The organism is Streptomyces sp. NPDC055287 (assembly GCF_053646035.1).
Genome location: NZ_JBSHNE010000018.1, coordinates 83,225 through 109,024, shown reverse-complemented (window position 1 = coordinate 109,024; position 25,800 = coordinate 83,225). Strand labels below are relative to the sequence as shown.

The window sequence follows — 25,800 nt, the reverse complement described above, 5'->3', positions numbered from 1 at the left end:
AAATGGCAGAGAGGTCGAGGTTCCGGGATCGCCGGAGGGTCAGTACGCACGAAAAGGGCTTGTGGGAGCTCCGGGAGGGCCTCGGTTCGCGCATCAGTGAGCTCGAAGCTCTTCTCCGGGTCAGGACAGGGCGGGAACACTTTCCGGCGGAGGCGCAGGCGCTGGCCGCACAGGCGTTCAAGGAGCTGGAGGAAGCCAGGAGTACGCTCCACCACGATCACCGCCGGCGTCTCCCCGCGGCACATCTGGCTGTCGCGCAGACGCGTTTCGACGTGGCTCACAACCTCATGCTGAGACTCTCCTCGTTGGACGACGTCACGGCAATGATGCCGGGCCTGGTGGCGTACATCCGAGAGCATCTCCCCATCAACGACGAACGGAGAGTGCAAGTCGAGGAGATCGCTCTGTCCATCCGGAGCGGCGCAGCCCTGCAAGGTGCACAGCGTGAAGTAGTCGTCGATTCGGTGGCCGTCGCCCGCCAGTCCCATCTCAGGGAGAACCTCCGGGTCCGAAGCTTCACGCATGTTGTCTACGGAATGTCCATCGCGCTTTCCATCATCGTCGTTCTGGTAGGTGTCTTCGGTGCCGTGGCCCCGGAGACGGTGCCCCTGTGCTTCCGGCCCGAGAAGATCGGCGTTGTCTGTCCCACGGCGAGCGACATGTCCGCCCGGAGCACGGAATCCGGGGGTGATATCGATGACCTTTACGGCATGGTCGCCTCGCGCTGGGACTACCCTGTCGTCGAGTTCATCGGGATCGTGGCAGCCGCGGTCGCGGCCGCCGCATCCCTTCGGCGGATCAAGGGAACGTCCACGCCGTACAACGTCCCGGTGGCACTGGCCTTGCTCAAACTACCGACCGGCGCGTTGACCGCCGTGCTCGGACTGCTGCTCATGCGCGGTGAGTTCGTTCCCGGTCTTCAAGCCCTCGACTCATCGGCTCAAATCATTGCCTGGGCCGTCATTTTCGGCTACGCACAACAGCTGTTCACCAAATTTGTCGACACCCAGGCTCAGGCCGTCCTGAACTCGGTGGGAGGGCCGAACAACGCGCCCGGCAAGCCGGTTCGTGACCCCCACGTACCTGCCGCCTGATGAACGACGTGCGGGGCGTGCGGCCGGGCGGAGGCTGGTCCGTGAATGGGCCGGATTCGGGCCCCTCGGGGGCGCCGGCGGCCGTCCGTGCACCGGCTCTTCGGGGAAGAAGGGAGTCCGGAGGCCTTGGCGCGGCCGGACGACATGTCCCGGTCGGCCGATGAGGAACCGACCGGGACATCGGGCTCAGGCGAGGTCGAACCTGTCGAGGTTCATCACCTTGTCCCACGCCGCCACGAAATCACGCACGAACTTCTCTTCCGCGTCCCCGGACGCGTAGACCTCCGAGACGGCTCGGAGCTGGGAGTGCGAGCCGAAAACGAGGTCGACGGCGGTGGCGGTCCATTTGACCTCGCCCGTGGCGCGATCCCGACCTTCGAACACGTTCTCGTCAGAGGTCGATGCCTTCCACTCCGTACCCGAGTCCAGCAGGTTGACGAAGAAGTCGTTGGTCAACGTCTCCGGCCGGTGGGTGAAGAGACCGTGCGGGGACCGCTCGAAGCCGGTGTTCAGCGCCCGCATGCCGCCCGTCAGAACCGTCATCTCGGGTGCGGTCAGTGTCAACAGGTTGGCGCGGTCAAGCAGGAGAGTCTCCGGCGACAACTTCTCCCCCGCCGGGCAGTAGTTGCGGAACCCATCTGCCCTGGGTTCGAGTACGGCGAAGGTCTCCACGTCGGTCTGCTCTTGCGAGGCGTCCGTGCGCCCCGGTGCGAACGGGACCGTGATGTCGTGCCCGGCGCTCTTCGCTGCCTGCTCGACGGCCGCGCACCCGCCGAGGACGATCAGATCAGCGAGCGAAACCAACGTTTCGCCGGTCTGTGCGACGTTGAAGTCCTGCCGGATCTGCTCGAGGGTCCGCATCACCTCGGCCACCTCGGGCAGGGCGTTGACCTCCCAGTCCTTCTGGGGCGCGAGTCGAATCCGTGCCCCGTTGGCCCCGCCCCGCTTGTCGGTGCCACGGAAGCTTGCCGCCGACGCCCAGGCGGTGATCACCAGTTGGGAGACGGACAGTCCCGAGGCGAGGATCCGGGCCTTGAGGTCGGCGATCTCCGCGTCTGCGACCAGTGCGTGATCGACCTCGGGGACGGGGTCCTGCCACAGCTGGGGCGCAGCGATCCACGGGCCGAGGTAACGCGAGAGGGGCCCCATGTCGCGGTGCAACAGCTTGTACCACGCCTTGGCGAACGCTTCCGCGAGCCTGGCCGGGTTCTCGTGGAAGCTCTTCGAGATCGGCCCGTAGATCGGATCCAGCTTCAGCGAGAGGTCCGTTGTCAGCATCATGGGAGCGTGCCGCTTCGACGGGTCGTGCGCATCGGGCACCGTGTCCCGGGCCGAGGGATCCGTCGGAGTCCACTGGTGCGCACCGGCCGGGCTCGTCGTCAGCTCCCAGTCGTACTTGAACAGGTTGTCCAGGTACCCGTTGTCCCACTTCGTCGGCTCGGTGGTCCATGCGCCCTCGAGCCCACTGGTGAGCGTGTCGGCGCCCTTGCCGCTGCCGTAAGTGTTCTTCCAGCCCAGGGCTTGCTGCTCGATGGGGCAGGCCTCGGGTTCCGGACCGATGTACTCGGGACCGACCGCGCCGTGGCACTTGCCGAACGTGTGGCCTCCGATGATGAGCGCGACCGTCTCCTCGTCGTTCATCGCCATGCGCCCGAACGTCTCGCGAATGTCCGTGGCGGCAGCGATCGGATCCGGGTTTCCGTCGGGGCCTTCCGGATTGACGTAGATCAGCCCCATCTGCACTGCGCCGAAAGGACCGGAAAGTTCCCTGTCGCCGCTGTAGCGCTCATCTCCGAGCCAGGTGTCCTCGGGCCCCCAGAAGACTTCCTCCGGCTCCCAGATGTCCTCTCGCCCGAAGCCGAACCCGAACGTCTTGAACCCCATCGATTCCATGGCGCAGTTGCCGGCGAAGACCAGAAGGTCGGCCCATGAGATCTTCCGGCCGTACTTCTGCTTGACCGGCCAGAGCAAACGGCGCGCCTTGTCGAGGCTCGCATTGTCCGGCCAACTGTTGAGGGGGGCAAAGCGCTGAGCGCCGGAGCCGCCACCGCCCCGGCCGTCGGCGATTCGGTACGTTCCTGCGGCATGCCAACTCATACGGATGAACAGAGGCCCGTAGTGGCCGTAATCGGCAGGCCACCAGTCCTGGGACGCCGTCATCACCTCGAAGACATCCCGCTTCAGCGCGTCGACGTCCAGGGTCGCGAACTCTTCCGCGTAGTCGAAGTCCTCACCCATCGGATTGGACTGAGGTGAGTGCTGGTGGAGAACCTGAAGGTCCAGCTGATTCGGCCACCAGTCCCGGTTCGTCCTGGGGCTGGTCGGCGTGGGGGTCGGGGAGGGGATTACTGGGTTCTCGCTTTCGCTGCCGGACACGTCCGTCCTTCTTCCTTTGTCTCGGTGTTTCCACCTGCTGGCTGCTTGCTCTTGACGCTGTCTGCTTTTCCGACTCGAGCACTGCGACCCGCGCCCGTGGCGCGCCATGGCGCCCCGCCGGCCGGAAAACACCTGACCAGACCCGTGGCAAGTGAACGCGGGGCGGGCGGCCGGCGAGAACCTGTCCTCACGGACGACGCCGATGACCGAGCGTGTGTCGGCGTCCGTATGGTCGCGCACCGCAGACCGCACCGCTACGAGAACACGCAGAGCACCCCCGCCCAACAAGCAGTCGAAGAGCGCGCAGTGGCTTTCGCCGCTGCCACCCTGCAATCGGGCTGCTCATCCGCTTCCCATAAGAAGCCGAACGTATGCCGGTAGAATTTTGTTATCCCGCCGCACCTGAACAGGTGAACCGAAAGTGAGTGACCTGCTGGAGCGACTGCGAGGGAGAATGGTTGAGCGGTTCGGCTTCACGGTGTCCGAGGTAGAGGTCACCTATCGCGGGCTGTGCCCCTCATGTGTTCCCGGTCTGCCGCAAGTATTGGTCGGTGAGTCATAGTTCGCGTGCATGCGTGCATGCGTGCACCTGACCGCCGAGCTCAGAGCCCGGCGACTGTGGCACTCGCCGACAGCTCGTAGACCAGGCTGACCGTGCGGCGGCCGCCGGGTGGGAGGGTGACGTCCCAGCGGGCGATGCCTTCGGCGTCGACCACTTCGGGCGCCGGGGAACAAGCGTCCTTCCGTAGGCGTACTTTTACTGCCGAGACCTCGGAGACCGGGATCCGCTCCCGGAGGACGACCACCCGATCGCCGTGCTCCCCGGGGGCGGAGAATCGGGACAGGTGCAGCCGGATCGTGCGGGTGACCACGGTCCGCTGCATGATTCCGGCGGGATCGCGGGACTCCTGGGCGTGCCGGACCACCCCGTGGTCATCGCAGCTGCCGAAGGCGAGTTCGACGGGGGCGCCAGGGGCGGTGAAGTCCAGCGTGCCGCGGCCGCTGAATCCGCTGCCGCGGACCAGGCTTACGGGCCCGGCGAGCAGTGCGTGGCCCGACAGGTTGTCGAACCGCACCATCTGGGTGACCAGCGGCGACACCTCGGGTGAGCAGGCGTACTCGCTGCTCGCGGCCGTGGTGAAGACGGAGAGCGGCACTCGGTGGGCGCGGCCGTCTCCGGGCACGGAGACCGGCGCGGGGGAGCTCAGCACGCGCGCCTCGCCGCCGTCGTCCACCCCCGGCAGGCCGAGCACCGGGGCTGGGCCGAGGGCCCCGATCTCCTCCTCGCGCAACTCGACGTCGACCGTGCGGCGCTCCGCTGGGGAGCGGTCCTTGAGCGTCAGCCGGTCCTCGCCCAGCCGTGGCGGATCGGTGGCCAGCGCCGAGCGGGCGGTCGACAGGGTCAGCCGTACGTCCGACCAGTCCTCACCGGTGCGCTGCCAGACCACCGCGTCGGTCTCCAGTGTCAGGGCGTCCCCGTCGAGCACGGCCCGGTACGCGGGCCGCCACAGCGCACACGGGGTGAGGTGGCTCAGGCGCAGCCCGACCGGCCCGGCGACCGCGGCCTCCACGGTCAACTCGACATGACCGACCAGCTCGGCGGGCTCCTCCTCGGAGAGGTTCATGGCCCGCTGGGCCTCCCCGAGCTCGGCAACGAGCGCGGCCAGCCGGGCCTCCACGGTGCGGAGCTGCTCTCCGTACGTGTCGCGCTCGTCGTCCACCCGGTCCAGTTCGCGGGCCCAGCGAGGCCGTTCGGCCTCCCCCGAGCCGACGCCTTCGCCGATCTCCCGCAGCAGGTCGGCGGCGAGGCGGCCGAGCAGGTCGAGGCGGGCGTGCAGCCGGTCGCGTTGCCGCCCCAGGTCCAGCCGCTCCTCTTCGAGGCCGTGTACGCGGTGGCGCAGGGGGGAGTCGTCGGCGGCGGACTGCAGTGGCCCGTGCGGCGTCCAGCTGCGGACGATCCGCACGTCGAGCACGGTCGCCGGGTGATCGGCGGTCAGCTCTGCGTGGAGGGTCCGGTCGACGGCCAGCGCACTGACCGGCCCCAGACGCAGCCGCTGGACGCCTGCCTCCAGGTCGAGCAGGACCGCGCGCTCGACATGGGCGCGGTCCTCAAGGCACGTGACGGCGGTGACGGGGAGGGCGATCGGCTTCGGGGCCGTGGACATGGCGGGTGTCAGCTCCTGCGGTTGCCGCCGACCAGGGCTTTGCCGGTCGGGATGCGGATCTCGTAGCCGCCGTCGAGGGAGGCAGTGGCGCCTGCGGGGAGGTCCAGCAGCCAGACGCGGGTGCCCGGGGCATGGTGCTCGGGCCCCGCGCCTTCCTCGGGCGTCGTCCAGTCGGCCCGTTCCTCGATGCCGATGCCCGGTTCGGAGGTGACCGGCACCCGCTCGCGGACTTCGACGGTGACGGGCCTCGCGAGCCGGTTGGCCAGCTCCACGTGGACGCGGTGGTCGAGCACGGTGGTGTTGTTGCGCAGGCCCGAGGTCGACTCGTGCAGGTTCGTACGTCGGGTGACCCGGATGCCCTCGGCCGGCCCGAGCCCCACCCGGCGTACACCGCCGGGGGCGAGCGTGGGCAGTGCGGCGGTGATCAGGAACTCGTCGTCGACGGTGACCTCCACCGGGCCGGCGAGCAGCGCCTGGTCGGTGGCGTTGGAGAGCGCCAACGTCGCATACACGGTCTCCTCCACGGACGGCACACAGAGGTACTCGGTGCGCAGGCCGACCGGGATCTCGTCGACGGTGACGGTGTGCCAGGTGCCGTCCGACGGGATGTCGGCGCGGGCGGTGGCATCGAAGCGGTGGTCGAACGAACCGGCCGACTCGCGGGGCCGCACGGCCTGCCCGGGCAGCGGCAGCGCGGCCACTGCTTCGGCGCGGCGGCGGTACTCGGCTGCCACCGGGTCGAAGGGAGAGTCGGGAAACAGCCGGCCTCGGCGACCGCCCGGCTCGTCGGGGCCGCACAGGACGAGGGCGGCGTAGTCGAGCTCGGCGCCGCTCGGCTGCGGCGGACCGGCTGCCGGTGCCGGACGGGGTTGCGGCACAGCCCGGCCGGGAGCCGCGGGTGCCATGGGGGCGGTGGCCCCTGCGAAGGACCTGCCGCCGGCAGGCGGCCTGGCGCCCGGTTGCGAGGGGGCCGGAGGCGCGAGGTCGGACACCCTGCCTCCGTAGGGCTCCGGGGAGGGGCCGGGCACCTGGACCGCGCCCGGCGGACCACCGTAGGCCTGCGGTGCCGGTGCCGGTGCCGGTGCCGGTGCCGGTGCCGGCGGGGGAGGCGGCGGTGGCGGAAGGGGACCGTAAGCGGTGCCGCCCGCGGCAGCCACGGGAGCGGAGCCGACGCCAACAGCCGCAGGTGCGGCGGTCGTGGCAGGGCGGGGGCCGGCCGCCTCGTACCCGGCGAACAGGTCGGCGAGCCCCGCCGGAGGCTCTCGCCAGCCAGAAGGCGCGGGGGCGGGCTGACGGCGCCCGATCCGGATCGAGCGGAGCCTCGGCAGATCGGTCCGGCGCCGAAGATCAGCGGTGGCCAGGGCGATGCGCACGCCGGTCCAGTCCTCGCCGGTCCGCTGGGCGACCGAGGCGCGCAGCACCAGACGGCCGCTGCCGCCGCCCTGACGGTAAGTGAGACGATAGGTCGGCACCCAGACTGCGCCGGGCACGCCGTACTCCACTTCCACCTCCACCTCGGTGTCACAGGTGCCCTCGAGGGTCAGGACCGCGCAGACCGTGGTCTCCACGCGCGCTGACGGTGCGTCGGTGGAGGCGCGGGCGAGCCTGTCGGCGGCGACGGTGAGCTCGTGCCCGACGTTGCGCAGCGCCTCCTCCAGCTCGACGAGGCGGGTGTGCAGCCCCCTCAGTCGCTCGTCGACGAAGTCGGCGAGCTCCAGCCACGCGGCGACCGGGGTGCGCCGATGCGGGCGCTCGGGCTCGTGGGCAGGTGGCACCGGGTGGAGAGCCATGACCTCCTCGATCCGGCTCAGCTGTCGGTCCCGGCGTCCCTGCGCCGCCGCGTACTCGTCGCCCAGCCGCTCCACTTCGCGCCGCAACTGGTCGGGCGTGCCCGTGTCGAGCGGCTCGGCCTCGACTTCCACCCGGGCCTCGGCGACGCGCACACCGGGGGCGCCCAGGACACGGGTTCGCAGCGATCCCGGGTCCAGTGAGCGGGGCAGTCCCGTCACCCGTACCCGGCCGTCAGACGGCACGCTGCCCCGGGCCAGGCGGCGGCAGACCGCGCCCTGCGCGTACACCACGACCGAATCGAGGGTCGCCCCCCACCTCTGTGCTGTCCCTGCCGTCATGTGCTCCGCCCCCGCCGCGTCCATGCTGAGCGAAGCCTAAGCCCGAGCGGTCGGCGCGTCGCTTCGAGGCCCGATGTCGGTGACCCGTCGTACGGTCGGGTCGTGCAGCTGTCCCCCGATCCTGCCCGCCCGGGCCCACGGGCATCGGAGTGTCCCGTCAGGCCGAACCGGATCCGGAACCGGTGGTGAGCAGGGAGGGCAGGTCGGCGAAGGAGTCGAGGACGTGGTCGGGGGTCCCGGAGGCGGCGTGGTGCGCCTCGGGGAGGTACTTGCCTGTCCTCACCAGGACGCCGACGATGCCGGACTGCTGGGCTGCCAGCACGTCCGACTCGATGTCGTCGCCGACCATCAGCGCTTCGGATGCGTCGGCGCCCAGGTGGGCGAGGGCGCTCGCGAAGAACGCCGGTGCCGGCTTGCCCGTCACCTCCGCCTCAGTGCGGGAGGCCTTCTCGAGTCCTTCGAGGAAGGCCCCGGTGTCCAGGTCGAGGCCGCCCTCGGTACGCCAGAACAGGTTGCGGTGCATGGACACCAACCGGGCCCCGCGCTGCAGTTGCCGGAAGACGCGGTTGAGAGCCTCGTAGCCGAACTCGGGCCCCGCGCCACCGAGCACGACCACGTCCACGTCACCCTCGTCGACGAGGGTGACGCCCGGCAGGTCGTCCCGTACGTCGCCGCTGGTGAGCAGGAGGCAGCGGGCGCCGGGACAGTGCTCGCGCAGGTACGCCGCCGTAGCGGCCGGAGCGGTCAGGATGTCTCCGGCGCCGACGGGGAAGCCCAGGCCGGCCAGCCGCGCGGCGATGGCGGCACGTGTGCGGGAAGTGTTGTTGGTGACCAGCGCGAGGCGAAGACCGGCGGCGCGCAGCCGCTCCATGGCCGCAACCGTTCCGGGCAGGGGCTTCCAGGACACGGTGAGGACGCCGTCGATGTCGATCAGGACCGCTCGGATTCGCTCCACGGAGTTGACGGTAGCCCAAGGGCTCCGCAGCGGCTGTCCGCTGGCACAGAACAAAGTACATATATGCAATCAGGCCAAGCCCGCTCCGCTGTTCGGTCTCTTTCCGGCCTGGTCCGCGCCCCGTACGGGCACCCGCTGAGATCCCTGCGGTGGAGGAATTCCGGGGAGTGGTGCGCCCTGTACGCCCCGTCACGGGTGCGGGCAACCCGCTTGCTCCACCCCTGTCGCGCGACAGAACGCGACGGCGGCGCGACGGGCCCTGCGTGCTCGCCAGCGCCCACGAAGGGCCGCCCCGGCTACGGCTACGGGTACGGGCGGCATCAGCGCCATGCTCCTCGACGAGCTGAAGCGCCGAGCGGATGAGCATGGGGTGTGGGTCTGACGCTGCCCTAGCAGAGGGTTCGCCTTCGAACCCCGCGCTGCTGGAAGACGACGTCTTCCCGATGCCCCATCATGTCGAGTGCGTCACGCTGCTTGAGCCTTCCGAAGGGGCCCCGACTGGGCCTTTCCCCGGTGTGGCCGCGGCCTGCTCGTCCTTCCGGGGCGCCGCCGGCGCGTCCGCCACCTGGCGGCGGTCGATCAGCGACAGGAGCGGGCCGGTCATCGAGGTCGTGACCACTGCCATCACCAGCAGCGCCAGATACAGGCCGGAGGTGAGCACCCCGGCGCTGTACCCGGCCTGGAGCAGGACGATCTCGGTGAGTCCCCGGGTGTTGAGCATGACGCCGACGCGAAGCGCCTCGGCGTGCCCCTCCCCGCCCAGGCGGGAGACCGCGTAACCGCCGCCGATCTTGGAGAGCACGGCCAGGGCCGTTGCCAGGATCATCACCAGCCAGGGGATGCCGCCCGAGCCCGTCCATATCTTCAGCCCGGTGGCGATGAAGAACACCGGCACCAGCCACAGGCCCAGCGTGGACACCCAGCGGACCGGTGCGTCCCAGTGCGGCGAGTCGGGCGGGATCATCAGCCCCACCACGAAAGCGCCGAAGATCGCGGTGAGCCCGCGGGCGTCCGCCACGTCCGCCGCCAGGAGCACGCAGACGCCGAGGACGACGGCCACCAGCCAGGGCCACCGGGCGCAGAGGCGCTCGGCCTGAGGGGTCTTCAGCAGGCGGCGGCCCAGAGTGGCCGCCAGCGCTCCGGCCACCAGCACGGTGGCCGCGGTCGCGACGCCGCCCGAGCCGGGTTGGGCGATGCCGATCACCACGGCCAGCAGCAGCCAGGCGACGGCGTCGATGAGGGCCGCCGAAGTCAGCGAGAGCCGCCCGGCGCGGGTGGTGGTCAGGCCGCGGTCGGCGAGAATCCTGGCGAGCACGGGCACCGCCGAGACCGCCATGGTGGTCGCCAGCAGCAGCACGAAGGCCAGGGTGGGCGCGGTCCCCCGCAAGGAGGGCCGGTCGTACCAGACGAGCCAGCCGCCGAACGCCGCGCCGGCCACCAGGGAGGGCACGAGGGTGCCCAGCGCCGTCCAGCCGATGGCCCTGTCCCGCAGGCGGGACGCGTCCAGCCGCAGTTCGTGGGCGACGCCCACGAGGAACAGCACCAGTCCGGCGTGCCCGAGGTCGCGCAGCGGCCCCAGCACGCCGTCCGGTAACAGGACGGACTGCGCCTTCGGCCAGGCCAGGCCGAGCACCGCCGGCCCGAGCAGCATGCCGAACGCGATCTCGCCGACGACGCCGGGCTGCCCGATCCTGCGGGCGAGCCGGCGTCCCAGGAATCCGACGACCAGGAAGGCGCCGAGTGCGGCGGCCGCGTGCGCGGCCACGGGCAGCGTCACCGGCCCGCCGCTCCCTCACCCGCCGCACCGTCGCCCGCGCCGTCCGCCGTCAGGAAGCCGACGGCGCGGCGGACCACGGCGTCGTCACGCAGCACCTTGGTGTGGCCCAGGTCCCGCACCCGCATCAGCTCGGCCTGCCCCCAGGCCGCCACCAGCGCCTCGCTGTCGGTGATCGCCGACTCCGGGTCGTTCTCGTCGTGGACGACGAGCAACCGGCTGGTGAAGTCCTGTGCCGCGACAGCCGGTTCGATGGAGTCGAAGGAGATGCCGAGCCACTCCTCCGCACGCGAGCGGACCAGCCCGATGGCCTCCGGCGATACCTGCATCACCTCGCCGGAGCGGCGCCAAAGGCTGGTGTAGCTGCTGATGGGGTTGACGAACACGGCTCGCTCCAGCGTGACCCCGCGCGACATGGCGTAGGTCGTGGCCGCGGCGCCCAGCGAGTGGGCGACGACGGCGTGGAAGGGGCCGAACCGCTTGTCGGCCGCCTCGACCGCTTTGGCGAAGTGGATGACGGAAGACTCCGCTCCCTCCGACTCGCCGTGGCCGGGGAGATCCGCGACGACCACCGCGCAGCCCGCCCGGGCGAGCGCGTCCGCCAGGACGGTCAGGTGCCCGGCGTTGCCGGCCCAGCCGTGGACCAGCAGGATCCGCCGCTCACCCTCGCCCCAGAGGTAGTGGACCACCTTGCCGCCGTCGACGACCTCGACCTCCTTGGCAGCCTGCTCCAGGATCGGCCGGGTGGCGTTCGGAGGCTGCGTCCGCATCGGCGTGAAGGCCAGCCGGCGCAGCTTTTCGGTGATGTCGGTGCTCAATTGATCGCCCCTTTATCTTGTTTCTTCCATGCTCCGCAGGTGCGCGGAGATGATTTTCCGGACCTCGGGTGATTCCACGATGTCGAAGTGGCCGGCGCCCTCGACGAGTTCCACGGCGGAGTTCCGCCAGCTCGCGTGCAGTTCCCCGGCGTGCACCGGCGGCACGTAGTCGTCGGCCGTGCCGTGGACGACCAGCCCGGGAACGTCGATCGCCCGGGCGGCCTCTAGCGCCGAGTACTCGTCCCACACCGTCCCGCCGAACTTTCTCTCGATCTCCCCGACCACCCCCCGGACCCGGTCGTCGTCGAGAGCGTTCATCTCGGCGAACCTCTCGACCAGAAACATCTTGGCGGGCGGGGAGGAGATCGAGACCATGGTCCGGGCGGCCACCCCGGCGTGCCACGCGGTGAGGGCCCACAGGCCGCCCATGGAGTGGCAGACCACCGCGTGGAGGCCGGTGAGCCTGTCGTACAGGGCGCGCAGCAGGGCGCGGATCTCGGTGGGATCGCCCGTGGTGCCCAGTGCCTCCCCGTGCGGCGGCACGTCGAACAGCACTACCCGGTAGCCCTGCGCGAGGAGGTCTTCGGCGATGGCCACCATGCTGCCCAGATTGGTGTTCAGGCCGTGGACGAGGAGGACCGTCGGGCCGCTGCCGCTCTGGAAGTACTTGTAGAAGCGGCCGTTCACCTTGACGGTGTGTGAACGGCACCGATTGAGGAACGCCTTCGCGAACGGATCGTGCGGCAGCTTCACGACCGTGTAGAAGCGCTCCACAAGGTCGTCCACGGATTCGGTTCGGCTCACAACGCATTCCTCAATCGGTGTCGGTGGCTCATGTCGACCGCGTCCTTCCCGGACCCCTCAGTCGCCGGGCTGCTCGCTCAGCGCCGCGAGGCACCGTTCGGCCCGCTCCGGCAGGACGAACTCCCCCTCCTTCGCGATGCGGTCGTACAGGGCCTCGACCCGCTCGTAGTGGTCGTCGAGGTTCTGGTCCAGCAGGTGGTACTCGGACTTGTTGTAGATGCCGAACTGGAGGTCGGTCATCAGGCCGAACGGATCGATGTCCGCCGCGCGCCGGGACCCGCCGAACACCAGACGCAGGAACTCGTCGACGCTCTCGTAGCCGAGCGTGGCGAGGAGGAACTCGATCGACGCCCACTTGCGCCTGACCTGGTAGGCGCGCTCGTCCGGATCGACGATGAAGTCCAGGCCGCTGGTCATGCCCTTCGGGTAGTGCACCTTGTTGAAGCAGCGCAGGTCGATGGTGAGGCGGTCCTTGGTGGTCCGGGGCAGGGTGCTGTCGGCGTGTGCCCGGTAGTTGTCGAAGACCAGGGCGTCGCCCACCCGGCTGTCGCAGTAGTAGCCGGGAGACGGCTTGTCGGCGTACGTCTTCGCCCAGTACATCGCCATGAGGAAGTCCCGCACCGAGGGCAGGTCGATCTCGGACAGCTTCCCTTCCAGGAACAGGTACAGCGCCTTGTCGACGGCGTCCTTCTCCTCGCCCTCGAGGCCGCACTCCAGCATCCTCTCGTAGACGTAGGGGAGGTTCGGGGCCTCCACCTCGGCCTCCTCGAAGATCACGAAGGGCTGCCGGCTCAGCGGCGTCGGGGTCAGCGCGGTGTGGAAGCTGCGGTACTCGGTGGGGAAACCGAGCTGCTTCTTGACCAGCGACGGGATCTGGAGGGCGATCGAGCTGGCCGCGTGGGTGCCGTACGGCCGCTTCTCGGCCGGCACGATGAAGGCGTTCACCACCGCGGTCTCGACGTCGGGGAAGTGCTCCTGGACGATGTCCTGGTTCAGGTCGTAGAAGCGCTTCGCCGAGGGCACGAACAGCACGCAGTTCTCGAACATGGTGGAGACCGGGAAGTAGCTGCCGATCGAGGCGGCGGCGAAGCTCTCCTGGATCACCGCCTGGCAGCGCAGCTGGCGTGCCAGGTTGTCCGCCAGGTCGTCGTCCAGGTTCATCCGGACGACCTGGGTGGGCTGTACCTCGGGGTGGAAGCAGCTCGTGTTGAGGGTCCGGTGCGGGGGCAGCCTCGACTCCATCTCCCCCTTGTCCACCTGGTACTTGTCCAGTACCGGGGACAGCTGCTCGGCGTGCACCTGCGCCGAGGAGTGCAGGAAGGTGCCGGTCTTCCGGTAGGTGCCGGTGACCGTGGCGTCGTCGTCCACCGTCGCGTCTGCCGCCTGGGTCGCGTCGCTCATGACGTCGTGTTCTCCGCTCGGTCGGAAGTGTTGATGCGGTCCACATAGGTGCGGACGAAGTCCTCGTCGACGGGCGGGGACGGGTAGTCCTCCGCGCCGAAGACGGCGCCTCCCACGGGGAGCGCGGCGAACATGTCCGCCAGGCCCTCCGTCGTCAGGCCGTCCACCAGGGCGGCGATCCGGGCCAGGGGGCTCGCCGGGTGCCCGGCGGCGAACGCCAGCGCCCGCTGCCGCCATTCGTCGAAGGGCACGATCTCCGCCCCGCCGCCGGCGGCACCGACCATCTCGAAGAAGCGGTCGAAGGCCGGGGCCCCGGAGTTGACGAAGTCGTAGTCGCTGCCGATGCGCGCCAGGTCGCTGGTCATGGCCTCGGCGATCGTCCGGCACAGGTAGTCGACCGGCAGTACCGCCGTGAGGTCGGCGGCCAGCGACGGGAAGCTCCCCATCTCGAGGCTGCCGGTGATCAGGTTGTGCAGGAAGTCGCCGCGGTCGAGCCGGAAGTGCCCGGTGCGGGTCGAGGCGCCCACGAACGGCAGCCGGTACGTCGACGCCTTCGCCCCGCGCCAGCGGGCGGCGGCCACCATCTGCTCCGCCTGCCACTTGGAGGTCAGGTAGCCGTACTCCCGGTTGTCCTCGGTGACCTCGTACCCCAGGTACTTGGGCAGCGTGGCGAAGGTGGAGACGAAGTGGAACGCCTTGCCGCGACCGCGCGAGGCCAGGCGCAGCGCCTCGTGCGTACCGACCACGTTGGGGCCGGTGTAGTCCTCCACCGGCCGCATCCAGTCCACCAGGGCACCGGAGTGGCAGATGGCGTCCACCTGGTCGGCCAGTTCGTCGAAGCCCTCCTCGTCCATGCCGAACAGCGGTTGGGTGAGGTCGCCCACCACCGGGTTCAGCAGCGGCGCGAACTCCTCCTTCCACAGGCCGTAGCCGTCGAGGGTCCCGACCAGGCGCTCCATGGCCTGGCGGGAGTCGTCCGCCCGCACCAGGCAGTAGGCGACCACCTCGGAGGCGAGCAGCTCGTGCAGCAGGTAGGCGCCGACGAATCCGGTGGCGCCGGTGACGAAGACCGCCTCCGGGCGTACCGGCGCCGCCGTGGCGTTGCCGAAGCGGAGGTCGGGGTGCAGGCAGCCCTTCCGGGCCGTGGACAGGTCGACGCCCGCGGCCTCGGCCGCCTCGGCCGTCTCGGTGGCCGCCGTGCCGGTGGCCGTCCCGGGAGCCGCGTCCAGCCCCGCCTCCAGCAGCTTCTCCAGCAGGAAGTCGCCCAGCGAGGTGAGGTTGGGGTGATCGAAGGCGATCTTCGCGGGAAGGGCGAGTCCGGTCAGGTCGGCGAGCTGGTTGCGCATCAGCACCGCGGTCAGCGAGTCGATGCCGATGTCCTGGAGCGGCACGCCGACGTCCACGGCCTCCGGCGAGGCGAAGCCCAGGGTCTTTGCCACCTCCTCGCGGACCACGCTCAGCACCACGGCCGGGTACTCCTCCGGCGAGGCCTCGCCCAGCAGTTTGCGCAGGTCCGTTCCGCCGCCGGCCCGGGATCGTTTGCCGGCGTTGCCGCTGAGCAGCGCGCGGAACAGCGGCGGTATGCCGCCGCGGTTCTCGAAGTAGTGCTGCACGCGGTTCAGGTCCAGCGCGGCGGCCATGGTCAGCGCGCGGCCGCTCCTGGCGGCGAGCTCGAAGAGCTCCAGGCCCTCGTCCGGTGCCAGCCGGTCCAGGCCGAGCTGGGCGAAGCGGGCCCGGTCGAACTCGCTGAGCCCGGCGGCCATGCCCTCACCCTCCCAGGGGCCGAAGGCCACCGACGTGGCGGGCAGGCCCTTGGCCCGGCGCAGGTGGGCGAGCGCGTCCAGGAAGGCGTTGGCGGCGGCGTAGTTGCCCTGGCCGGGTGCTCCCATGACGCTCGCGATGGAGGAGAACATCACGAAGATGTCCAGCTCCATGCCCTGCGTGAGCTCGTGGAGATGCCACAGGCCGTCCACCTTGGGCAGGAAGACCGCGTCGAACCGCTCCGGCGTCAGGTCCGTCAGGGCGCCGTCGTCCAGCACACCTGCCGCGTGGACCACGCCGCGCAGCGGGCGCTCGTCACCGAAGAGGGCCATCACCGCGGCGACGTCGTCGCGATCGGCCGCGTCGCAAGCCACCACGGTGGCCGTGGCGCCCAGCTCGGACAGCTCCTCCACCAGGGACTGCGCGCCGGGGGTCTCCATCCCGCGGCGGGAGGTGAGCACCAGGTCGCGTACGCCGTGGGTGTCGGCCAGCCACCTGGCCACGCGCCGGCCGAGGTCGCCGGCGCCACCCGAGACGAGCACCGCGCCGTCCGGCCGGACGAATTGTCGCTGCTGGGCCGGGACCAGCACCACCTTGCCCACGTGCCGCGCCTGGGCGATGAAGCGCAGGCCGTCGGAGGTGTGGGTCATGGGGAAGGCCCGCAGCGGCAGCGGCGCCAGCTTGCCCTGCGTAAACAGCTCGGCGATGGAGACCAGCATCCGCTGGATGAGGTCCGGCCCCGCCTCGGGCAGGTTGTAGACGGTGTAGGTCACGCCCGGATGGCTCTGGTCGACGGCGGCCTGCTCGCGCACGTCGATCTTGCCCATCTCCAGGAACCGTCCGCCGCTGCCCAGCATGCCCAGGCTGGCGTCGATGAACTCGGTGGCCAGGGAGTTCAGCACCACGTCGAAGCTTCCGCCGGACTCGCCTCCGCCGGCGCCCTTGCCGAAGTGCTCGACGAAGCCCAGATCGCGCGAGGACGCCAGATGGGCGTCGTCCAGGCCGAGCTCCCGCAGTGCGGGCCACTTGGGCTCGCTGGCGGTGCCGTAGACCTCGGCGCCGTGGAGCCGCGCCAGCTGCACCGCCGCCATGCCCACGCCACCGGCCGCGGCGTGGATCAGCACCCGCTCGCCCGACTGCAGGTCGCCCAGTTCGTGCAGGCCGTACCAGGCAGTGAGGAAGGTCATCGGGATGGTGGCGGCCTCCTCGAAGCTGAGGTGCTCCGGCATGCGCACCACCTGGCGCGCGTCCGTGACGACCTCGGAGGCGAAGGAGCCGCGGGCCAGACCCAGCACGGCGTCGCCCACCTTCACCTGGTCGACGCTGCCGCCGACCTCGGTGACCACACCGGCGAACTCCAGGCCGAACGCGGGGATCTCCACCATGCCCAGGGCGTTGAGGACGTCGAGGAAGTTCACCCCGGCGGCCCTCACCTCGGCACGGATCTCGCCCGGCGCGAGGGCCCGTTCCGGCAGGGACTTGACCGTCAGCGGCTCGTCCAGGCGGCCCTTGGCGGCAATCTCCAGCTGCCAGCGGCCCTCGGCCGGGATCTGCAGATCCCGGGCCGAGCCCACCCGTAGCAGTTGCGGCACAAGCACCTCGCCGTGGCGCAGGGCGCACTCCGGTTCCGCCTCCAGCATCAACGCGGCGGGGAGGGCCTTGCGGTCCGCCTCCTCCTCGCCGAGGTCGATCAGGCGCAGGCCCAGTTCGGGGTGCTCGTTGCGGGCGGTCCGCATCAGGCCCCACAGCGGGCCGGCGCCCAGCCCGGAGACCATGTCGTCGGCGCCGGTGCCCACCGCGTGGCGGGTGACCCAGACCAGCGGGGTGCGGAACTCCGTACCCACCGCCTCCTGAAGCTGTTCCAGTGCCCTGGCGGCGAACGCGTGGGCCTGGGACGGGACCTCCGCGTCGGAGTCCCACAGGCAGACCAGGCCGTCCAGTTCCTCGGCGTCCTCCAGGTCCCGGACCTTGATCACCTGGATGCCCGCCCGAGCCAGGAGGGTCTTGACCTCCCGCGCCCACGGCACGTCCCCGGCCGGAGTCATCATGCCCCAGGAGCCGCCCAGTTCGACGTTCCCGGTGTCGACGGGGCGCCAGTTGACGTCGAACTGGAACCGGTCCACCCCGGCCGCGGCCAGGCGGCGCAGCACCGCCCGGTCCACCCGCCGTGCGTGGAGGCGGTGCAGCCGGCCGACATGGGCGCCGTCGCTGTCGTGGATGTCGAGCGAGGCCCAGAACTCGCCGTCACCCAGCTCGAAGTCGGCGACCCGGACCCAGATCTCCGCAAGGCCCTTCACCCGCAGCGACAGGCGCTCGGCCTCGAACGGCACGAAGAGGTCGTCGCCGGTCCGGTTCTGCAGGCGCTGGGTCAGCAGCAGCGAGTGCATGGCCGAGTCCAGCAGGGCCGGGTGCAGGACGTAGCCGGCGGCGGACTGCTCCGCGCTCTCCGGGAGCGCGGCCCTGGCCCACACCTCCCCGCCCACGTGCCAGGCCTCCTTGATGCCCTGGAAGGTCGGTCCGTAGCCGTAGCCCAGGGCGTCCAGGTCGCGGTAGAGGGCGGACGCGTCGAGGGGCTCGGCGCCCCGGGGCGGTACCGTCACCGCTGTGCCGGCACCGGCTCCCTCCGCGGGCGTGATCCGGCCCTCGGCGTGCAGCTGCCAGGCGCCGTCCTCACCCTCGGGCGCGCTGTAGACCTGGACGGGACGGGTCTCACCGATCGCCGGACCCACGGTGACCTGCATCCGCACCGGCGCCCCGGAGGCGAGCACCAGCGGCGAGGCGATGACCACGTCCGACAGGTCCCATTCGCCCTCGTGGGCCGCGTCGCCCGCCGCCCGCATGGCCTCGAAGAACGCCGTGCCCGGCATCAGGACGGCGTCCATCACCCGGTGCTCCTGCACCCACACCGGCTGGTCGGCCGCCACCACGTTGGTGAAGAGCGACAGGTCGGTGCCGGCGATCTCCACACCGCCGCCGAGGAGCGCGTGGCCGGTGGGGTTCAGACCGGCGCCGACCTCGCGGGACACCGGCGGCTCGAACCAGAACCGCTGCCGCTGGAAGGCGTATGTCGGCAGGGCCACCCGGTCGCCGCCGAAGGGCGCGAAGTAGCCGTCCCAGTCGACCGCGACGCCCCGCACGTGCAGCTCGGCCAGGCTCCGCTGGATGACCGAGGCGCCGTTCTTGCCCGGGGTGCAGGACGGCACCCAGGACACCGGTCCCTCGTCGGCCAGGCAGGACGCCCCCAGGCCGGACAGCACGGGCTGCGGGCCGAGCTCCAGGAAGGTGTTCGCGCCTTCTCGGCGCAGGCTGCGCATGCCGTCGCTGAAGCGGACCGCGTGGCGCACCTGGCGGACCCAGTAGCCGGGCTGCTCCAGTTCGCCCGGCGCGGCGAGCTCGCCGGTGAGGCTGCTGACGAGGGGGATCGCCGCAGGGCGGAAGCGGACGGTCTCCGCCACGGCCCGGAACTCGGCGAGCATGCCGTCCATGTGGTGCGAGTGGAAGGCGTGGGACACCGTCAGCTGCTTGGCCCTGCGGCCCTGCTCCCTGAAGTGGGCGGCGATCGCCTCGACGGCGTCGGTGTCACCGGACAGCACGGTCTGCGCGGGCGTGTTGAGTCCGGCGACGTCCAGCTTGCCGCGCAGCCCGAGGGCGTCGATGGCGGCTTCCGCCTCCTCGCCGTCGGCTTCCAGCGACACCATGGCGCCGCGGGCGGGCAGGGCCTGCATCAGGCGTCCGCGGGCCGCGACCAGCCGGCAGGCGTCGTCCAGGTCGAACATCCCCGCCACATGGGCGGCGGCGAGTTCGCCGATGCTGTGGCCGAGCAGCAGCTCCGGCCGCACACCCCAGCTCTCCCACAGCCGCCACAGCGCCACCTGAAGGGCGAACAGGGCGGGCTGGGTGAAGTCGGTGCGGTTCAGCAGAGCCGCGTCCTCGCTGCCCGGCTCGGCCCACATCACCTCCAGGAGGGGCTTCTCCAGCCCGGTGAAGCGGGCGGCGACCTCGTCCAGCGCCTCGCGGAAGACGGGGTAGACGTCGTAGATGTCCTTGCCCATGCCCGGAAGCTGGCTGCCCTGGCCGGTGAAGAGCAGGGCCGGCCGGGGCTCCTCGGTGTGGTCGCCGGTGCGCACCGACTCTGCGGGCAGTTCCGCGGTGCGGGCGAAGGAGGCCAGCTTGTCGAGGAGTTCGGCCTTGTCCTTGACCAGGAGCACGAGTCGGCGGCGGAAGTGGCTGCGGGTCGTCGCCAGGGAGCGGGCCACGTCACCGAGCCGATCCTGGATGTTCATGCCCATGTGCAGGTGCAGGTTCTCCACCTGCTGGCCCAGGGCGGCGTCGTTGTACCCGGACACCACGAACGGCACCGTGGGCGGCAGCGGCGCGGGCGCGCCCTCCTCGGCGTCCTTCGCGGCAGGCCGCGGCGGCTCCTCGACGATCACGTGGGCGTTGGTGCCGCCGATGCCGAACGAGCTGACGCCCGCACGGCGCGGCACGTCCTTCGTCGGCCATGGGCGCTGCTCCTGGACCAGCGCCATGCCGGCGCCCTTCCAGTCCACGGCGGGGGTGGGCTCGGCGACGTGCAGGGTCCGGGGAAGCGTGTCGTGGCGCATGGCCAGTACGACCTTCATCACGCCGGCGAGACCGGCGGCGGCCTGGGTGTGGCCGAGGTTGGACTTGGCAGAACCGACCCACAGCGGCGCCTCGTCCGAGTGGCTGCGGCCGAAAACCTCCGCGAGGGCGGTGCCCTCGATGGGGTCGCCCAGCTTGGTGCCGGTGCCGTGCGCCTCCAGGTAGTCGATGTCGTCCGGCTGGAGCCCGGACGCGGCCAGGGCGGCGCGGATGACCCGCTGCTGGGCGGGGCCGCTGGGCGTGGTCAGGCTGGCGCTGTGGCCGTCGTGGTTGACGGCGGTGCCGCGCAGCACGGCCAGGATGGGGTCACCGTCGCGCTGGGCGTCGGACAGCCGCTTGAGGACGACCGCGGCGGAGCCCTCGCTCCAGCCGGTGCCGTCGGTGTCGGAGGAGAACGACCGGCAGCGGCCGTCCGCCGACATTCCGCGCAGGCGGCTGAACTCGACGTGCAGTTCGGGGGTGAGCATCAGGCTCACACCGGCCGACACCGCGAGATCGCATTCGCCGTTGCGCAGCGCGTTGCAGGCCAGGTGGGTGGTGACCAGGGAGGAGGAGCACGCCGTGTCCAGGGTGAGGGTCGGGCCCTCCAGGCCGAACACGTACGACACCCGGCCGGACATGGTGCCGCCCGCGGAACCCGGGCCCACGTAGCCGTCGAGGTCGGTCAGCCCGCCGGCCATGGTGAGGCCGTACTCGTGGTACGCCGAGCTCTTCCCGACGCCGATGAACGCGCCGGTATGGCTGCCGCGCAGCCGGTCCATGGTGTAACCGGCGCGTTCGAACGCCTCCCAGCTGGTCTCCAGCACCATGCGCTGCATGGGCTCGAGCGAGCGGGCCTCGCGCGGCGAGATGCCGAAGAAGGGGGCGTCGAAGAGGTCGATGGGGGTGACGAACCCGCCCCGGCTGCAGTACGAGGTGCCGGGCACCTCCGGGTCGGGGTTGTACAGGGCCTCGGCGTCCCAGCGGTCCTTGGGGACCTCGACGATTCCGTCTCCGCCGCGCTCCAGCAGCTCCCAGTACTCCTCGGGGGTGTTGGCGTCGCCCGGGAGGCGGCAGGCCATGCCGATGACGGCGATGGGCTCGTCCTGGACGGCGCGGCGGCGGTCGGGCACGACCTCCCGGCTGGTCCTGGTGTCGCCGGCCAGGTAGGCGGCCAGGGTCTTGACGGTGAAGTGCTCGAAGAGCTTGGCCCCGAAGACAGGGCGTCCCAGCAGTTCCTCCAGCCGCGACTGGACCCGGACGACCCGCAGCGAGTTGCCGCCGATCTCGAAGAAGTTCTCGTTGACGCCGATCCGGTCGTGGCCGAGCACGTCCGCCCAGATGGCCATGATGTCCCGCTCCAGCTCGGTGGCGGGCTTGGCGGTGGTGTCGACCTCCACCACGGGGTCCGGCAGCGCGTTCTCGTCGATCTTGCCGTTCGGGGTCAGCGGAAGCTCGTCCAGCTCCACGATGAACGCCGGCACCATGTATTCCGGCAGCCGCGCGGCCAGCCAGGGGCGCAGCACGCGGTGCAGCGGGGTCCTGGGCGGTTCGCCGACCGCGGGCGTGTTGGCGTACCCGGTGAGGGCGTCGCGGTCCAGCGCTTCGGCAGGGTGCGGGCTGAGGTCGGGGGTCTGGCCGGGCCGATGGAACAGGGCGTCGCACCGCCAGATGCCGCCGGAGCGGCTGGGCAGCAGAGCCAGTTCCAGGCCCGCCTCATGGGCGAGGTCGGCGAAGTCGGCGAGGTCGGTGGGGTCGATCCAGGACGTGGGCACCACCGAGGTGCTCGTGCCCATGCTCTCCAGGGCTGGGGCGACCCGGCCGCACACCTCGCCCAGCCGGCCGTTGGGGATGCCGTTCAGGCGGAGCGGGCGGTCGGCGACGGAACCCAGCTCGGCGCGGAGCGCGGCCAGGTCGAGGCCGTCGGCCTGCCAGTCCTTCTCCACCGCCGGGGTGGCGGGTCGGGCGTCCTCGCCGATGTGCAGGGTGACGTCGTAGCGGTAGCGCGTCATCTCGTTGACGTAGCGGCCGTCGCGCAGGGTGATGTCGACGCGGGTGATCTGCGGGAACAGGTGCGGCAGGTTGGCGAAGTAGTCGCGGCTGAGCACCAGTTCGCGCTCCGCGCGCATCCCGTGCTCGGTGCGGCGAGCCAGTTCCTCGGCGGAGATCCCGCCGGCGTCCCCGTCCGCGCGGAAGTGCGCCACGTCGGCATGGAAGACCTCGAGCAGCGACAGGTCGCGTATGTCACCGAGGAACACCTGCCCTCTGGTGACCGCCCTGGTCGCCCACTCCAGCACCGAGGTCAGGTAGTCGACGTCGGGGAAGTACTGGGCCACCGAGTTGATGACCACGGTGTCGAAGGCACCCTCGGCCACCTCGGGGAGCGCGTGGGCGGCGCGCTGCTCGCAGGTCACGTGCGGCAGGGAGGCCAGGTGCCGCCGGGTCGTCCCGACGGCTGCGGCGGAGGCGTCCACGGCGTGGTAGGTGCGGCAGTGCGGTGCCAGGCTGAACAGCATCAGGCCGCTGCCGGAGCCGATTTCAAAGACGTTCTCCGGTGCGTGGGAGAGGATGCGCCGGACGGAACTCCGCTGCCAGTCGCGCATCTCCCCGTCGGAGAAGGGGAGGCCGTCGTAGCTGTTGCGCCAGCCTGCCAGGTTGAACGTGGCGTCGGCGGTGACGGGATCGGAGCCGGTGCCGGGGCCGGAGAGAGCGGCGTCGGTACCGGTTTCGTAGGCGCGGTCCCAGGCCGCGGCCCACTCGGCCAGGGCGGTGCTGTGGTCCGCCGGGGTACGGACCGGATCACCGGCCGGAGCCGCGTCGCGTACGCAGTAGGCGACCAGTTGCTCGTCCCGGCCGACCACCACGGCACGGCGGACCGACTCATGGCGGCTGACGGCCGCCTCGACGTCGGCCAACTCGATGCGGTGGCCGCGCAGTTTGACCTGGCGGTCGTTGCGTCCCAGCAGTGTCAGCCTGCCGGGTTCGACGAAGCGGGCCAGGTCGCCGGTGCGGTAGAGGGTGCCGGGGTGGAAGGGGTTGTCCGCGAAGCGGAGCCCGGTCTGGCCGGGGTCGTTGCGGTAGCCGCGGGCCACTCCGGCGCCGCCGATGCACAGTTCTCCGGGGAAACCGAGCGGTACCGGCGACAGGTTCTCGTCGAGGACGTAGACCTGGGTGCGGTCGATCGGGCTGCCGATGAGGATGCCGTCCTCCTCGGCCCGGGCCGCAACCTCCCAGACCGTGGACCACACGGTGGTCTCGGTGGGGCCGTACATGTTCCACACCGAGACCGGGGCTCCGGCGGCGAGCAGCCGGTCCGCCAGGTCGCGGGGCAGCGCCTCACCGCCGCAGAGGATCTTCCTCAGGGTGGGGGTACCCTGCCAGCCTCCGTCCAGCAGCAGCTGCCAAGTGGCGGGAGTGCCCTGCACCATCGTGATCGCATGCCGCTCCAACAGCCCGCTCAGGGCCTTGGCGTCCAGGGTCTCCTGGGCCTGGGCGATGACCGTGGTCGCGCCGCAGAGCAGAGGCAGGAACAGCTCCAGCACGGAGATGTCGAAGGACACGGTGGTGACCGCCAGCAGCCGGTCGGTGGCGGCGCACCCCGGGCGTTCGCGCATGGCGCCCAGGAAATTGCACAGTGCCCCGTGGGTGATCTCGACTCCCTTGGGGCGGCCTGTCGAGCCCGAGGTGTAGATGACGTAGGCCAGGTCGCCGGCGCCCACCTCGACCGCGGGGTCCCCGTCGGTGCTCAGCTCGGCACCCACGTGGACGCTCACGCAGCGGGTGTCCCAGGCGGCGAGGCCGGCGGGCGCGGCGGCGGGGGTGACGATGAGCTTGGGATCGGCGTCGTCGATCATCTGGCGGATGCGTTCCGCCGGGAACCTGGGGTCGACGGGCACATAGGCGGCGCCCGTCTTCATGACCGCCAGCAGGGCCACGACGAGGTCGATCGAGCGGTCCAGGGCCACGCCGACCAGGTCGCCACGGCCCACGCCCCGGTCGGTCAGCGCGTGGGCGAACCGATTGGCACGGGCGTTGAGCTCGGCGTAGGTCAGGCTGGTGTCCGCGCAGACCAGTGCGGTGTCCTGGGCATGGCCGCGCGCGGTCTGTTCGAAGAGCCGGTGCAGGCCCTGCTCGGGGAGGTCCGCGGCGCCAACCGGGTCGTTGAACTCCTCGATGAGGGCTGCGCGTTCGTCCGCGCTCAGGAGGTCCGCGGCGGCCGGACGCTGCTCCGCGGCGGCGGGGAGACGGCCGCACCACGCGGTGAACTGGCCGGCCAGCCGGGTGACGTCCCGGGCCGGCAGGCGCGTGGCGTCGTAGTGGAAGGTGACGAGCGCACCGTCCTCGGCGCCGTCCTGCTGGATGTGGAGTTCCAGTTTCGGACGGTGGCCGCTGTGGCCGACCAAGCCGTGGTCGGCGGCGTCGCGGGTGCCCCATGAGATCAGCACGTCCGGTGTCAGTGCGCCGCTGTTCCAGCGTGCCCGAAGCGCTTCGTCCCGGCCGACGGCGTCGCGGCGGATCCATCCCTGCTCCTGGCCGCGGGTGAACTCCCCCCGCACCGCCCGCAGGTTCTCCGAGACCGTCGCGTCGGCGTCGACGCGGCACAGCAGCGGCAGCCAGGCGGCGAACAGGTCCCGGTGCGCGGCGTCGACACCCTCGCGAGGGGCCGCCATCGCAAGGTGGATCTCCCGTCGGCCGCTCGCCCGGCTCAGGAAGATGCCCAGCGCACCGGCCAGGTAGGCGGCGGCCGCCGCAGACGCTTCCGGGCCTCCGTCCCCGCCGGCCTGGAGCGGGACCTGGCATCGTACGAGGACGGGATCCGGCTGTTGTCCGCTCTCGGCCCCGGCCCCCGGGCGGGGCTGCGGGTAGGGAAGGCGGTAGGGGTCGTCGCCGCCCCCGACCAGGCGCTCACGCCATCGGCCGGCGGCCTTGGAGGCTCTGACGCCCGCCCCGGTCAGGCGCGCGCTCGCGTCCTCGCCGGGGACGTCCAGGATCGTGCCGGGCCGGATCCCATGGGTCGCCGCGATGGCGCCGGCGGGCCGTTCCTCGCCCTCCAGGGTGCACAGCCGGGTCAGGGTGACGCTTCCGGCACCTGTGGCCACCCGCAGGCCCGACGCGTCGTCGCAGGAGAGGACCGTACCGGGCGCGACAGCGGCGTCATCTGCGGCGGAAGCGGCGCCGGTCTGGGAGCGGGCTTCCCGGGCTGCGTAGAAGTGCCCGTCGAGGTTGACCTTGGGCCACACCAACGGGCTCGCGAACGGGCCGTAGTCGGTGGCCCGGACCATGGCGGTGATGCGCTCGGCCGGAAGGCTCCAGTCGATCAGTCCCTCGGCCGCTAACTGGGTGTGCCGGGAGAAGTAGCGGCGCGCCGCGGAGTCCTGGGGAGTCGCGGTCTCGCGGCCCTCCGCGATCTCGTCGATCAGTCCGGCGAGGCTGGCGACGGCCGCCTCGTCGCACTTCAGACCCAGCGACAGCGCGGTGTCCTCGGGTTCGATCGCCACCGGCACCCGCCCCAGCACCTCACCGCCGTCGACCTTCTCGGCCATGCGGTGCCAGGTGATGCCGTACTCCCGCGCCCCGTCCGCGATGGCCCAGGACGGCGTGTGCAGGCCCGAGTACTCGGGGAGCGGACCGTAGTGGTAATTGACGGCGGCCCGCGTCGCGCAGCCCAGCAGCGCTTCGGGCACCACCGCGTAGTTGCCGACGCTCAGCAGGAGGTCGCAGGACAACCGCGGTGCGAGCGCCACGGCCTCGGCGAGTTCGTGGTGTGGAATGCCCGCCTTGACCGCCCAGGACCGGGCGGTGGCGTCACCGGTCACCACGGCTGCGATCCGGTGCCCCTTCGCCATGAGTACCTCGCCACAGCGAGTGAGTACGCTCCCGCTACCGATCAGGACGGAACTCATAGAAGTCAAAGCCATGTC

At 71.1% G+C, this 25,800-nt stretch carries 10 protein-coding genes; 1 reads left to right on the top strand and 9 read right to left on the bottom strand.

What is annotated here, in order from left to right:
- Positions 1 to 2 precede the first annotated feature (2 nt).
- Positions 3 to 1,094 carry a hypothetical protein gene (locus ACWIHY_RS25685; RefSeq protein ID WP_454378033.1) on the top strand — a complete coding sequence of 364 codons (1,092 nt, stop codon included), beginning with the start codon at positions 3 to 5 and terminating at the stop codon, positions 1,092 to 1,094.
- Positions 1,095 to 1,280: 186 nt separating this feature from the next.
- On the opposite strand, the gene katG is transcribed toward ACWIHY_RS25685, so the two are convergent.
- The 9 genes from katG to ACWIHY_RS25640 all read right to left on the bottom strand — a co-directional run bounded on the left by katG (position 1,281) and on the right by ACWIHY_RS25640 (position 25,725).
- The gene (gene katG, locus ACWIHY_RS25680; protein WP_454378032.1) at positions 1,281 to 3,470 is read right to left on the bottom strand and encodes a catalase/peroxidase HPI; all 2,190 of its coding nucleotides are present in this window, start codon (positions 3,468 to 3,470) and stop codon (positions 1,281 to 1,283) included.
- A 602-nt stretch (positions 3,471 to 4,072) separates the two neighbouring features.
- Positions 4,073 to 5,635 (bottom strand): mucoidy inhibitor MuiA family protein, encoded by a 1,563-nt coding sequence (locus ACWIHY_RS25675; protein ID WP_454378031.1) that lies wholly within the window; start codon positions 5,633 to 5,635, stop codon positions 4,073 to 4,075.
- Between the two features lie 8 nt (positions 5,636 to 5,643).
- Positions 5,644 to 7,764 carry a DUF4139 domain-containing protein gene (locus tag ACWIHY_RS25670; protein ID WP_454378061.1) on the bottom strand — a complete coding sequence of 707 codons (2,121 nt, stop codon included), beginning with the start codon at positions 7,762 to 7,764 and terminating at the stop codon, positions 5,644 to 5,646.
- A 157-nt stretch (positions 7,765 to 7,921) separates the two neighbouring features.
- Positions 7,922 to 8,719, bottom strand: a complete 798-nt coding sequence (locus ACWIHY_RS25665; protein ID WP_454378030.1) for a TIGR01458 family HAD-type hydrolase — start codon at positions 8,717 to 8,719, stop codon at positions 7,922 to 7,924.
- 451 nt (positions 8,720 to 9,170) lie between these two features.
- Positions 9,171 to 10,496, bottom strand: a complete 1,326-nt coding sequence (locus tag ACWIHY_RS25660) for a cation:proton antiporter (protein WP_454378029.1) — start codon at positions 10,494 to 10,496, stop codon at positions 9,171 to 9,173.
- Complete coding sequence (locus tag ACWIHY_RS25655) at positions 10,493 to 11,311, bottom strand: alpha/beta hydrolase (protein ID WP_454378028.1); 819 nt, start codon at positions 11,309 to 11,311, stop codon at positions 10,493 to 10,495. The genes ACWIHY_RS25660 and ACWIHY_RS25655 overlap by 4 nt, the downstream gene beginning before the upstream one ends.
- 12 nt (positions 11,312 to 11,323) lie before the next feature.
- The gene (locus ACWIHY_RS25650; protein ID WP_454378027.1) at positions 11,324 to 12,115 is read right to left on the bottom strand and encodes an alpha/beta fold hydrolase; all 792 of its coding nucleotides are present in this window, start codon (positions 12,113 to 12,115) and stop codon (positions 11,324 to 11,326) included.
- A 57-nt stretch (positions 12,116 to 12,172) separates the two neighbouring features.
- Positions 12,173 to 13,516 (bottom strand): hypothetical protein, encoded by a 1,344-nt coding sequence (locus tag ACWIHY_RS25645; protein ID WP_454378026.1) that lies wholly within the window; start codon positions 13,514 to 13,516, stop codon positions 12,173 to 12,175.
- Positions 13,513 to 25,725, bottom strand: coding sequence for an amino acid adenylation domain-containing protein (locus ACWIHY_RS25640; RefSeq protein ID WP_454378025.1), 12,213 nt, complete (start codon positions 25,723 to 25,725; stop codon positions 13,513 to 13,515). The genes ACWIHY_RS25645 and ACWIHY_RS25640 overlap by 4 nt, the downstream gene beginning before the upstream one ends.
- Positions 25,726 to 25,800 lie beyond the last annotated feature (75 nt).

Bases quoted from the DNA above. Each gene is read 5' to 3' on its own strand.
- ACWIHY_RS25675 (WP_454378031.1), bottom strand. From the start codon at position 5,635: ATGTCCACGGCCCCGAAGCCGATCGCCCTCCCCGTCACCGCCGTCACG.
- ACWIHY_RS25640 (WP_454378025.1), bottom strand. From the start codon at position 25,725: ATGGCGAAGGGGCACCGGATCGCAGCCGTGGTGACCGGTGACGCCACC.
- ACWIHY_RS25670 (WP_454378061.1), bottom strand. From the start codon at position 7,764: ATGACGGCAGGGACAGCACAGAGGTGGGGGGCGACCCTCGATTCGGTC.
- ACWIHY_RS25685 (WP_454378033.1), top strand. From the start codon at position 3: ATGGCAGAGAGGTCGAGGTTCCGGGATCGCCGGAGGGTCAGTACGCAC.
- ACWIHY_RS25645 (WP_454378026.1), bottom strand. From the start codon at position 13,516: ATGAGCGACGCGACCCAGGCGGCAGACGCGACGGTGGACGACGACGCC.